Origin of the sequence: Kistimonas asteriae (assembly GCF_018263925.1) — a bacterium.
Lineage (GTDB): Bacteria > Pseudomonadota > Gammaproteobacteria > Pseudomonadales > Endozoicomonadaceae > Kistimonas > Kistimonas asteriae.
Genome location: NZ_JAEVHF010000015.1, coordinates 1 through 12,601, shown reverse-complemented (window position 1 = coordinate 12,601; position 12,601 = coordinate 1). Strand labels below are relative to the sequence as shown.

The following is a 12,601-nucleotide window of genomic DNA, read 5'->3' as shown; positions in this document are numbered from 1 at the left end:
TTCCTGACCGGCGCTGCAGCACCGGTCGTTATGGGCCACCCCGTTCAATCAGGCTTTTTCCACCAGCATACGTCCACGCATTTCCATATGCAGGGCATGGCAGAACCAGTGACAGTAGTACCAGTGCACCCCGGGTCTGTCGGCCATGAAGGTGACGGAGGCGGTCTGCTGAGGCCCAATCTCCATGCTCACTCCGTGGTTGACCACACAGAAGCCATGGGTGACGTCTTCGATCATGTCCAAGTTGGTGACTACCACCGTGACCTCATCCCCCTGCTTAACGGTGAAATCGTTCATACCGAAGCTGGGCGCAATCGAGGTCATGTAAACCCGCACCTTGTTACCATCACGAATTACCCGGTTATCCGTCTCCAGATTGACGCCGTCGTCTTTTGCCATGGCAACGGTACCGGCAAAGATCGGATCATTCCGCTTCCAGAGCTTACGGGTCTTGACCTTGCTGCGATGGACAATCATGCAGTCATGGGGTTCGGCATAGGTCGGCCCGTCATGGACGATCCGCATCTTGTCGCCAGAGATATCAATCAACTGGTCATTCTCCGGATGCAGGGGGCCGGTCTTCAGGAACCGATCCTTGGAGAACTTGCACAGGGCCACCAGCCACTTACCGTCAGCATCCCGGGTTTCGCCCATCGACGTATGGTTATGGCCGGGCTGATAATGCACGTCGAGCTTTTCGACAATGTAATTGACCTTTTCACCGTTGTACGCGCGAATGGCTTTTTTGACATCCCATTTAACAATCTGGCTGTCAATGAACACGGTGGTATAGGCGTTGCCACGACCGTCGAACGCCGTATGCAGCGGCCCGAGCCCCAGCTCCGGTTCGGCGACAATGGTATCCCTTGGCTTGATCCGGTCGGCAAACAGATCATCAAGCTTATCAATGGCAATGACGCTGACAGTAGGCGACAACTTGCCATTAGCGACAAAGTACTTGCCGTCCGGCGCGGTATTCATACCGTGCGGGCTCTTCGGCACCGGAATATAACGGGTCAGTTTGCTGCCATGACGGCCATCCACAACAGGGACTTTCGAATCCCCTATCGTGGTGTAATCTCCGGCGGCGATCGCCTTTTCGATCAACGGGATGTTGTAGACCACCACCCAGTCGCGCTCAGCGGAGATCATCTCCGGCAGGGTCATGCCCTTTTCGGAGTTGTAGCAGGTGGAAGCGGCGTAGGTGCCGGTATAATCCGCATCAGTGTTATCCAGGTTGCCATCGACAATCACCTGGAACGCCACCTCCATTTTCTCCGCATCAATCACATTGAACATGGAGAAATATTTCTCCGGATTATTCAGGTCACGGCCATCGTTCGGCAACGGCACCTCATACTCACCATTGCAGAATACATATTTGGTATGGGGCACTTTCTGCACCCGCAAACCGTGAATCGCCGACACATTGGGAATATCAATGATCTTGTCAGTCTTCATCACATCGCAGCGAATCCGTGCAACCCGGGTATTGGCCTTGTCATTGATAAAGACATACTTGCCATCATAATGCCCGTCAGTCATCGACATATGCGGGTGATGGGCGTCACCATTCAGGTATTTTGATGAATCCCCCAGGATCGCCTTGCTTTCGTTGGTCATGCCCCAGCCTGTGGCGGAATCCACGTTGAACACAGGAATGCGCATCAGTTCGCGCATGGAAGGCAGGCCGAGGATACGGACTTCACCGGAGTGGCCACCGCTCCAGAAGCCGTAATACTCATCCAGCTCACCGGGCGCCACAGCACCGGACTGTTCCCCCTTCCCCGCCGCTTTCGCCGTGGGAACAAACAGGCTGGTCGCCAGACCGGTCCCGGCAACCACACCGCCAGTCAGTGCCGCCGCTGACCCCAGGAACAGGCGACGGCTGATCTGCACATGTTCACTGACGTTTTTATCATCCGGATCAATTTTCATTATTCTCTCCTCACGGTCCTGCGTTTTTCAAAGGAATCGTTTTTTCAGACGTCCGATGTCGTTGGTGTTTCGCCTGTTTTTTCGCTTTCAGCACGAGCGGCGGACATTTGCCGCTGTCGTGGTACGTCATCTGGCAATCCAGGCAGTGGTGGCATTCATTGGCATTGATCACCCCGTCCGGCTGAATCGCCTGAATCTCACACTCGTTGGCGCAAACCCGGCAGGGCTGGCCACACTCGGGGCGGCGCTTGAGCCAGTCGAACAGCCGCAACCGGGCCGGAATGGCCAGTGCAGCGCCCAGCGGGCAGAGGTAACGGCAGTAAACCTTGCGGGTAAACAGGGAAATGAAAAGCAGGAAACCGGCATAGAATACAAAGCCCCACTCCCGCTGGAACTTCAGGGTAATCGCCGTCTTGAAGGGTTCGATCTCGGCATAACGTTCGGCGGTGCCCAGCGATTCGAGCGAGATGGCGAACAGCACCAGCAGAATCATGTACTTGATCGCCCAGAGCCGTTCATGCACCGCCCAGGGCAGTTCATACTGGCGAACCTTGAACTTGCGCGCCAGTTCATTGATCAATTCCTGCAGTGCACCGAACGGACAGAGCCATCCGCAGAAAATCCCCCGCCCCCATAACAGCAGGGTCATAGCGACAAAGCCCCAGAGGATGAACAGCATGGGATCCAGCAGGAACACATCCCATGTAAATCCGCCCATCAGGGCATGAACAAAGGTGAAGACATTGACAATCGACAGCTGCCCCAGGGCATACCACCCGATAAAGACGACGGTGTAGATTAAAAAGCCGGTACGGATGCGATGCAGGAGCCGGGGATGACGCACCAGGACATCCTGCAGGAAGATAATCACGGTCAGTAAGCCCAACCCCAGGCAAAGCACGACAATCTGGAAACTCCGCTGTTTCCAGATAGAGACCCAGAGTGGTTCCAGTTCAGCCAGAACCGGGGGTTCCGGCCTGTCGACATACGACTCTGGTATCAGGTAGTCACCATAGAAACTGGCAAAGATGCTCTTAACGGGTCCCACCTGACGACGCACCAGCAATTCCAGCTGCCACGGACTGCCCGGATCAAAGGCAAATTTCGCACGGGCAATGAAAATTGCCATTTCACTAAAACCGGGGAAACCGCCAATATAAATGTCACTGAGGCGGTAGTAATCCATATCCCGGAAACTGAAGGTCTGGTTATTCTGCTGCAGCTGTACCCGGTCAAAGATACCGCCCCGGACATAACCATTTCCCTTGAAGGAGTAGAGACCGTTCGCCATGACGGAAAAGGCCTGGTCACCGGGCGCCAGCTCTTCCATCAACCACTGATACTCACTGTCACCCAGCAGGTTACGGCCAATCGTCGGGACATTCAGCGGAGCGTAATAGAGATCAATAAAGGTATCCGAAGCCTCGGACTCAGCCGCTTCATCCACCCCTTCGCCAATGGTGCCAACAAAGGCGCTGTCGATATCTGAACGGGACAAATGAAGACGCCGAATAGAACCGTCACCGGTCAGTGTCGTCCAGTCAGCCGGGGCAAACTGCTCCATTTTAATCGCAGCAGGCAGGGTTTCATGGCCATCCAGACCGGCGATTCCCAGCGCAGCTGCCACGGTAGCGGAAGCCCGCATCACTGTTTCATTGACCACCATCACCGTCACGGTGGCGCCGGTAATGGCGTCAACACTGATGACATCCTGCTGGTTGCCGGCACCAACCCGTACCCGATCACTGACGTTTAAACCGATATACTTCGCCGCAAAATCAAACAGTGACTGTTCCGGAATACCGACCAGGAGAATCGGCTCATGGTGCTCGAGCACCTCAGAGAGAAGAATCTTTCCGTTCTCATCCAGCGCCACCAGCATATTGACCGGTTTTCCGGAATAGGCGGGGATATCGACAATTCGGTCAGTTTCAAACGCCCAGACCCGGGTTTCTCCCGGGCCCTGAACCTGCCATAGCGGTAATGGATCGGTCACCGAGGTCATCGTAGCGCCGGGAAACGCCTGACCCAAGGCATCCTCAACGGTACCGGACCAAGCTGGAAGAGACAGGATCAGCAACAGAAACAGCCACCCTGACCGACAAGCGGTCGAGGCAGCTGCCCGTATATCCTGGATACAACACCGAAACCTCTGCATCTCCGCCCCCACACTTTCCTGTGTGCGACATTTTGTCGCAGGGACGAAAGAAACAACTTGATTACAATCAACGCTTACAAAATAAATACTTATTATTTAGGAAACATATACGCACTTACCCGAAATACGCTCGCACTACCTCCATCAGGGCACTGACGGTTTCCGTATCATCACTGAGCGGTTCCACCAGGCAGGCCTCACACGCTTCCAGGGGCGTTACCCCACTGACCATCAGCCGGGCAGCATAAATCAGCAACCGGGTCGATGCCGCCTCTTCCACATCATGGTGCTCCAGTCGTCGCAGGGCGTTACCCAGTGCTACCAGCTGTTCAGCCTGCTCAGGAGCAATATCCGCCTCCCTGGCAACAATACGCGCCTCCTGCTCAGGCATCGGATAATCAAACCGCATGGCGACAAAACGTTGCCGGGTGCTGGGCTTCATACCTTTCAACAGGTTCTGATAGCCCGGATTGTAGGAAACCACCAGCATAAAACCGGGCGCTGCCTCCAGCAGCTCGCCGGTGCGTTCGATGGGCAGAATACGACGGTCATCCGCCAGCGGATGAAGGACGACTGTCGTATCTTTTCTGGCTTCTACGACCTCATCCAGGTAGCAGATGGCCCCTTCACGCACCGCCCGGGTCAACGGGCCATCCTGCCACCAGGTGCCCTCTGCTCCGACCAGGTGACGCCCTACCAGGTCAGCAGCGGTAAGATCATCATGACAGGCGACGGTATAAAGCGGCCGATCGAGTTTTCTGGCCATATATTCGACAAAACGGGTTTTACCACAACCCGTCGGCCCCTTGATCAATACCGGCAACCGATGGCTGGCGGCATGTTCAAATAATGCGGTTTCATTGCCCTGCGGCTGGTAAAACGGCATATCACTGCCGGTAACAATGTGATTCATGGCGAGCCCCCGTTGTTTGCAACAGGAAATCAGCCTTTCGAACCCGCGACAACCCCACTATTACCCATTCTTGATTCTGGTCAAGCCCCTGTGCAGCGCCTTTTCTTACACTCTTCACCACTAACAACGATAAATAAACGACATCAGGATGATGATGGGGAGAAAGCACCATGCTCATGAAAACAGTCCTGGCATCCATGGTTCTGCTGTTTGCCGCGTCCGCCAACGGGGGGGATATCGCAGCCGGTAAAGCCAAATCCGGCCTCTGCGCCGGCTGTCACGGTTCTGCCGGCATCAGCGGCAATGACCTCTGGCCCAACCTGGCGGGCCAGAAAGTGGGCTACCTGAAAAACCAGCTGAAGCTGTTTCGCAGCGGCAAGCGCAGTGACCCGATGATGGCAGGCATTTCAAAATCACTCAGTGACCAGGACATCGACAACCTGGCCAGCTACTACGCATCCCTCAAATAAAAAAACGCTACTCCAGTGACGCCTTGATGGCGCCCGAAAAGGACAGGGTTGTCCGATAAAAAAAGAAGCCACACGAGGAGGTACACATGATAACCCACCCGACGTCGCGGTTACTGACTGCGGCCGCAACAGGGTTAGCCCTTTATTCCAGTCTTGCACTGGGCGCAGGGGAAAAAACCTACGAAGGCTCCGCCTCCACGATCAGCGCCGACAGCGCCAAGGTGGTTCGATCACCCGGGGCGCCGGACCTGACCGAGGCTGAATTCAGCAAAGCCAAGCAGATCTTCTTCGAACGCTGCGCCGGCTGTCACGGCGTACTGCGCAAGGGTGCCACCGGCAAAGCCCTGACCACGGATGTCACCCAACCCAAGGGCCAGGCCTACCTGGAAGCTTTCATTAACTACGGTTCGCCTGCGGGCATGCCCAGCTGGAAGGATGACCTCACACCCGACGAAGTCACCCTGATGGCAAAATTCATTCAACATGAACCGCCCATGCCGCCAGAATTCGGCATGCAGGAAATGAAGGAAACCTGGAAAGTCCTGATCAAGCCGGAAGACCGCCCGAAGAAACAACAAAACCGGCTGAACCTGAAGAACCTGTTCTCCGTCACCCTGCGTGATGCCGGACAGATCGCCCTGATCGACGGGGACAGTAAAAAAATCGTCTCCATCATCAACACCGGATATGCGGTTCATATCTCCAGGATGTCTTCTTCCGGCCGTTACCTGCTGGTCATCGGTCGTGACGCCAAAATCAACATGATTGACTTATGGATGAAAGATCCGGCCACCGTTGCTGAAATCAAGGTGGGGCTGGAAGCCCGTTCGGTGGAAACCTCGAAGTTCAAGGGGTATGAAGATAAATATGCGATCGCCGGCTCCTACTGGCCGCCGCAGTTTGTCATCATGGACGGTGAAACTCTCGAACCCAAGAAGATCGTTTCCACCCGCGGCATGACCGTGGACACCCAGGAATATCATCCCGAACCCCGTGTAGCTGCCATCATCGCTTCCCATGAAAAGCCGGAGTTCATCGTGAACGTCAAGGAGACCGGCAAGGTCCTGATGGTCAACTACAAGGATATTGACAACCTGACCGTGACCACCATCGGCACTGCCCGGTTCCTGCACGACGGCGGATGGGACAGCACCCATCGTTACTTCCTGACGGCGGCGAACAAGTCCAACAAGATTGCCGTGATCGATTCCAAGGACGGTACGCTGGAATCCCTGGTGGATGTCGGCAACATTCCCCACCCCGGGCGTGGCGCCAACTTCAACCACCCGGTGTATGGCCCGGTCTGGTCCACCAGCCACCTGGGCGATGCGTCGATCTCGTTGATCGGCACCGACCCGGAAAAACATCCGCAGTATGCCTGGAAGGTCGTGGAAACTCTGGAAGGCCAGGGCGGCGGTTCACTGTTCATCAAAACCCACCCAAAGTCGCGGAACCTGTATGTCGATACGCCGCTGAACCCGGATGCCGGTATCAGCCAGTCCGTGGCGGTGTTTGATATCAAGAACATCAAGGCCGGGTTCAAGCAGCTGCCGATCGCCGAGTGGGCCGACCTGGGTGAAGGTCCCAAGCGGGTCGTCCAGCCGGAATACAACAAGGCCGGTGACGAGGTCTGGTTCTCCGTCTGGAACGCCAAGGACCAGAAATCCGCCCTGGTCGTGGTCGATGACAAAACCCTCAAACTGAAAAAGGTCATCAAGGACAAACGCCTTGTCACGCCAACCGGAAAGTTCAACGTGTATAACACGCAGCACGATATCTACTAACCCACGGATCACCTGATCCCTGATAACGGCGCCTTTACAGGCGCCGTTTTTGTTCGACTTGATTATCGTCAGGTTTCTGTTTCACAACCGATTGCAGAGAGCCTGATTCACGGTTTAGATAAGAGCAGGTCTCAGACAACAGGGCGGACTCATCGCATGCACCAGATTATTGACCGTCAACAGGCAGCACGTTTGCATCCCCTGCTTCGCCTGGGGTTCCGGCCCTTTTTCCTGGCCGGTGCGCTGTTCAGCATTGCCTGCCTGGTTCCCTGGGGGTTCTACCTTCTGAACGGTACTGACCTGTCGCCCTACGGGGGTATGCTCTGGTGGCATATGCATGAAATGGTCTTCGGTTTCAGTTCCGCCATTATCGCCGGATTCCTGCTGACAGCCGTGCAGACCTGGACCGGGATTCCCGGCCTCAAAGGGATGCCGCTGGCAGCGCTGGTACTGCTCTGGCTGGCGGGGCGCCTGCTGCTGGTGACGCCGGGCAATGTGCCACCGCTCATGATCGCACTGGTTGACTGCGCATTCCCGCTAGTCACCGCCTTTATCATGGCCCGCTACGTCATTCGGGTGAAAATGTGGCGCAACCTGGTGTTTACCCCGGTACTGCTGCTGATGTCGCTGGCCAGCGCCCGGATGTATTACGGCCAGATGAGTGGTGATTACAGCCATGTCACTGGCGGCGCCTACAGCGGTGTCTACCTGATCACTCTGCTGATGGTCGTACTCGGCGGCCGGGTGATTCCCTTTTTCACGGCCAAGGGAACCGGTACCCTGCAAGCGGAAAAACGCCAATGGGTGGAAGCCTGCGCCATCATCCCCCTGATCATCATGGCGTTGCTGGTTGTATCAGGACTTTCGGGATGGCTCCCGTGGCTGGTTGCTCTCTGTGCCGCCATTGCATTGACCGCCAACCTGATTCGCTTCCTGAGCTGGCGCAGCCTGCTGACACTGGGTACACCGTTACTCTGGTCACTGCATGGCGCCTATGCCTTTATCCTTCTGGGCCTGTTGTTGACCGTCATGCACTATGCCGGTCTTCCCGTCCCTGCCACCTCGATGATCCATGCCCTGACGCTGGGCGGTATCGGCGGCTTGATTCTGGCGATGATGGCCCGGGTCTCACTGGGGCATACCGGGCGCCCCTTAGTGACCGGAAAAGCCATGGCCCTGGCTTTTTTCCTGATACTGATGTCGGCGATTATACGGCTGTCAGCAGGCCTTCTGACCACCGGAACCGTACACGCCTGGTTAAGCAGCATCGCTTTGTGGGTCAGCGCCTACGGCATTTTCTTTATTGTTTACCTGCCGATGCTGAGTAAACCTCGGGTAGATGGTGCGCCAGGGTAGACCGAAAATCACTTTTTGGGGGGGAATCACCAGACAATCAGGAAGCGTCGGCAGTACAAGTCGACCTTTCCCTCAGATGAGCCATCGGACGATCGGTGAAGTTGTTATATCGCCTTGACCGTCAAAGTCACCGTATCCTGGTAAACGCCTGGCGATAAACTGTTCACTTCGCTGTTTGTCATGGATATGCTGACTTCCGCCTTATCACTCGCCGTGCAATCCAGCTTCACACTTGCCGCCAGTCCCTGAAGCTCACCGCTGTCAGAGGTCAGTTGATCCGTCATTTCCTGTCGACTGCCTGAGCCTGCTTTCCAGAAGATCTTGTAGTAGCCCTTATCCGGCGGAGCGGGAGACAGGCGCCCCCTGTTGCTGGAGCGAGCTTCCAACGCGTAGCTGCCGGTACTACTGTAGACACAGACATTGCTGTTCGATGCCACCCACTCCGTACCCGCGTCGCTCAACATCAGATCTTCCAGGTTTTTAATCTGAACACGATCGCCATTCCGGATTCTGACAGGGATATCAATCGTTTCAGCCTGCCCTGCAACGGTCACCCGCAATAGGCTTTCATAATGACCGGCTGCCAAGACTCCCAGATTTTTAAAGTTCAGGTGAAGTTTTGTATCGTGCACGGCTGCATGACAGCCTGAGTTAAAAGAGATTGAATAGGCTGCCTGTTTAACAACCGGGTCAACCTCTGCACCGCCTTTGGGCTGCAGTTTCAGTGTGTAATCCTGACCATTGGCACTACCGCCAATCGGTAACACTGTAAAATCACCACTGGTCTGCGGGTTATCAGTGAATGCCATGGATACGGTTGCTTTAGTGCTTGAACAGAGACTGACCGTTGAATCGGTATAATCCAACTTTTGCCCACTGGAAAGATCATCAATATTAATATCAATTGCACTTTCACCACTCCCCAGCCTTATTTCTGCAACGCAAGGCGCAGAAGCTATCAGGTAGAGTAGCGAACAAATGACCATTTTATTATTCATATCCCTCCGCCCCCTTACTGAATGATCCGCTTCAGTCATTGCACCCTGCTGCAGGAAAACGCGCCTTTATCCCACCAGTACGCGAAGCACTACCTGTAATAGTTAACGCACCATCGCTCCAAATCAATCATATTTACTGAGTTTTACCACTCAAAAAAGTCAGCCTGCAATTTCCAGGCTTCTATGATTTACCGATGAAATTGTCATTCGTTAGATAGGTTCAGCATCAAGCCCCGAAAGCGTTCAGCGATTAATAAACATGACTACCACATCAAAACGTACAGCTATTCAGAGATACCAACTTACCAATCAGTAATATGGCATCGTCATAACTGAGATTGGATTCATATATCGTATTATCCAGCAGTACGCGGTAATAATAACTGTCCTGCTTCAGCAACCGACAATGCGGCAGCCTCGCCGACCCATAGCCTGACGAATAACCAGGAGACGTCCAACCCGTTCCGGCATGATGACCTTGCACCTTGATTTTCACGGTTGTGTAGCCCTGATTGGCGAGCCGTAACAGCTCACTGATATCGAACTGTTTCTCTTCTCCCGCCTTAAGGTAGAGCGTATACGTCGTGGCCTCTTCATAGCTCGGCGGCAGATCATAATAGGGCGGTGCTGACGGCTGCACAGCAAACAACGCAACAGCATGAAAAGCCAGCAAGGGTGCACATTGCGATAATAAGGAAGACCACTTCATCGACCTGAATCCTTTATAACAGCACGTTTTTATAACAGCATCACATTTCAACAGACATAAAAGGCATCGTGCCTGATCACTGCCTGCAGATGATGGTGACAACACGGGCTTATAAAAGTAGTCAATAAAGCATCATTACATGAATTTCTTTACGCCATGACTGTTATTGAGGGGCAAACCGACAGACTTTGAGCGATTCGAGAGGAATATAAAAAGGAGCTCAAGAAGCTCCTTTACTGATGTCATACCCAATACGTCAAAGGTACCTGGCCCATGACACTATTGAATCATTAGGCAGCGTTCAACGTACGCTCAACCCACTGTTTGAATTCTACGCCATCCATCTTCAGCGCATCGCCGCCCATGATGTCTGCCTGCAGACGGAAGAAGTTAACGTACAGGGTGTTGCCCTTAAGGGTGTAGTCGTCCATATGCAGAGGGAGAACAACCACTTCATAGTCACCGGCCACTTGGATATCACTCAGGTTCATCACCTTGAGCGGCGCCATCATGGCTTCCATCAGGCCCATGTCTTCCATGGCCCACATATTGTTGTTCCAGAAACGGGATTCACACTGATGGTCTGCACTGAAACGCTCCCGATTACTGATGGCACTCAGGGCGCGGCGGACGGACTCTACAGTGAACACATCCGAGTAGACAGGTTTCATCGCCTCGTGACCAGCAATGGACATAATGAATGCTTCCCCGACCTTATCCCTGTCACTGGTGGCCTGCCAGAAGTAAAACACCAACTCCATGACATCCATATTCATCTTGATCGCCATTACTGCTCCTCGCTGATCTGACTGCCCCAGGCTGGTGACTCACACACCATCCGTCACTCTACCCGGTCGGTTGTTAGGAAATACGGCAGCCATCCTAATGCCAACAGCAGCGCATTTTTCATGACAAATGACAAGGAAAGGTCAATAAATTCAGCGAGGTGCAGCTGCCTATTTTTAGTACTGACTACCTGAGGTGGAGCACAACACGCAGACCTGCATCTAGTAACAGGCGCATTAGCGATTCCGGCTAAAAGGTCTACGCTTGTTGCCATCCGTACAATGTAACCAACAGTGCGGTATGGATTATGACAACGAATCTGTTCCATGAACTCAAGCGCCTCGGCATTGATGAAGAGCTGGCCTATCAGCTCGACAAAAGCCTTGCCCCTGAATACAACGCGACCAAACAAGACCTGCTGGTCATGCAGGAAACCCTTCTACAGATGCAGTTTCGTACAGAAGCAGCCATCACGGGGCTAAGAGAGGAAGTCCGAAAAGACATGCACAGCATGCAGGAGGAAATTCAGGAAACTCGAGGGGATATTCAGGAAATCCGGGGGGAGCTAAAAGATGTTCGAGGTGAAATCAAGGATGTCAGAGGTGAAATAAAGCTGGTTGAAGCTGGCTTGAAGTTGGACCTGGCCGGTTTTTCACGCCAGTTCTGGATCACCTTTGGAGGCTTGATCGTCACAATTCTAAGCGTCTGGGGCGTGAACTGGTATTTTCATACCTTAGGCTAAACGAAAACAGTGGCAGGGTGCCCCGACCATCGCTTGCAGCCAAAAGAAGCACAAGCCTGCCCTTCTTCTGCGGTAAAGACTTTCACAACAATATGGGGAGTGGATCAACTGGAGAAAACAACACCTCCAGACTGGGTTTAAACTTCAGGATATGAGTCTAATGTATGGCCAAAGATATTTTGAACGGTACAACGAAAAAAACCCGCTACCCAATTGGGTGGCGGGTTTTTCAATTCTGGCGGTGAGGGAGGGATTCGAACCCTCGATACGTTGCCGTATACACACTTTCCAGGCGTGCTCCTTCAGCCACTCGGACACCTCACCAGCTGATCTGCTTTCGTTTTGGGCTGTGCCCCGAAAGCGAGGCGTACTGTATATCAGAAGGGTTCCGGAGACAACCTCTATGGAAGACAAAAACAGATAAAATACTGCAGAAATTTCATAGCGTTACCTGCAACATAAACTTTAGAGGGACATAAAACCTCCACTGAGGCAAACACCCCCAAACCTACTAGACATACTCAAAAAAGCTTTGACTCTCTCCCATAGAACAACCATCCGCCCAGGAAAATAACAGACTGTCCCCTATCACAATGCAATTCATATGCATCATATGCAGTCCTGATTACCACCTAACATAAGCCATTCTCCCGTCTAAACTTACGACACTGGTTTTCCTTGGGTTAGGAGACGTGTCATGGCCAGGAACAAAATCCAGTTTCAGAAAGGCATGAGCCTTGTGGAATT

General features: G+C 53.6%; 11 protein-coding genes and 1 tRNA gene. 4 read left to right on the top strand and 8 right to left on the bottom strand.

What is annotated here, in order from left to right:
- Positions 1-48 precede the first annotated feature (48 nt).
- The 4 genes from nosZ to KHS78_RS16150 all read right to left on the bottom strand — a co-directional run bounded on the left by nosZ (position 49) and on the right by KHS78_RS16150 (position 5,187).
- Positions 49-1,938 carry a TAT-dependent nitrous-oxide reductase gene (gene nosZ / locus KHS78_RS16165; protein ID WP_211829517.1) on the bottom strand — a complete coding sequence of 630 codons (1,890 nt, stop codon included), beginning with the start codon at positions 1,936-1,938 and terminating at the stop codon, positions 49-51.
- A 10-nt stretch (positions 1,939-1,948) separates the two neighbouring features.
- Complete coding sequence (gene nosR, locus KHS78_RS16160) at positions 1,949-4,018, bottom strand: transcriptional regulator NosR (RefSeq protein WP_246506582.1); 2,070 nt, start codon at positions 4,016-4,018, stop codon at positions 1,949-1,951.
- A 193-nt stretch (positions 4,019-4,211) separates the two neighbouring features.
- On the bottom strand, positions 4,212-5,009 hold the full coding sequence (locus tag KHS78_RS16155) for a CbbQ/NirQ/NorQ/GpvN family protein (protein WP_211829515.1): 798 nt from the start codon (positions 5,007-5,009) through the stop codon (positions 4,212-4,214).
- The gene (locus tag KHS78_RS16150) at positions 4,984-5,187 is read right to left on the bottom strand and encodes a hypothetical protein (protein WP_211829514.1); all 204 of its coding nucleotides are present in this window, start codon (positions 5,185-5,187) and stop codon (positions 4,984-4,986) included. Before KHS78_RS16150 ends, KHS78_RS16155 begins: the two co-directional genes overlap by 26 nt.
- Here KHS78_RS16150 and KHS78_RS16145 point away from each other — a divergent pair.
- From KHS78_RS16145 to KHS78_RS16135, 3 genes are all read left to right on the top strand, one after another.
- Positions 5,180-5,479, top strand: coding sequence for a c-type cytochrome (locus KHS78_RS16145; RefSeq protein ID WP_246506581.1), 300 nt, complete (start codon positions 5,180-5,182; stop codon positions 5,477-5,479). The genes KHS78_RS16150 and KHS78_RS16145 overlap by 8 nt on opposite strands.
- A gap of 86 nt (positions 5,480-5,565) precedes the next feature.
- Positions 5,566-7,263 (top strand): nitrite reductase, encoded by a 1,698-nt coding sequence (locus KHS78_RS16140; RefSeq protein ID WP_211829513.1) that lies wholly within the window; start codon positions 5,566-5,568, stop codon positions 7,261-7,263.
- Between the two features lie 156 nt (positions 7,264-7,419).
- Positions 7,420-8,619 carry an NnrS family protein gene (locus tag KHS78_RS16135; protein WP_211829511.1) on the top strand — a complete coding sequence of 400 codons (1,200 nt, stop codon included), beginning with the start codon at positions 7,420-7,422 and terminating at the stop codon, positions 8,617-8,619.
- A gap of 104 nt (positions 8,620-8,723) precedes the next feature.
- Here KHS78_RS16135 and KHS78_RS16130 read toward each other — a convergent pair whose 3' ends face one another.
- The 3 genes from KHS78_RS16130 to KHS78_RS16120 form a co-directional block, all read right to left on the bottom strand.
- The gene (locus KHS78_RS16130) at positions 8,724-9,617 is read right to left on the bottom strand and encodes a hypothetical protein (protein WP_211829510.1); all 894 of its coding nucleotides are present in this window, start codon (positions 9,615-9,617) and stop codon (positions 8,724-8,726) included.
- A gap of 271 nt (positions 9,618-9,888) precedes the next feature.
- Complete coding sequence (locus KHS78_RS16125; protein ID WP_211829509.1) at positions 9,889-10,326, bottom strand: hypothetical protein; 438 nt, start codon at positions 10,324-10,326, stop codon at positions 9,889-9,891.
- Positions 10,327-10,616: 290 nt separating this feature from the next.
- Positions 10,617-11,114 carry a TDE2712 family protein gene (locus KHS78_RS16120; RefSeq protein ID WP_211829508.1) on the bottom strand — a complete coding sequence of 166 codons (498 nt, stop codon included), beginning with the start codon at positions 11,112-11,114 and terminating at the stop codon, positions 10,617-10,619.
- Positions 11,115-11,419: 305 nt separating this feature from the next.
- Between KHS78_RS16120 and KHS78_RS16115 the strand changes: the two genes are divergently transcribed.
- Entirely contained in the window at positions 11,420-11,854 is a 435-nt protein-coding gene (locus KHS78_RS16115) for a hypothetical protein (protein ID WP_211829507.1), read from the top strand.
- 236 nt (positions 11,855-12,090) lie between these two features.
- Here KHS78_RS16115 and KHS78_RS16110 read toward each other — a convergent pair.
- Positions 12,091-12,178 (bottom strand) — tRNA-Ser (locus tag KHS78_RS16110).
- Positions 12,179-12,601 lie beyond the last annotated feature (423 nt).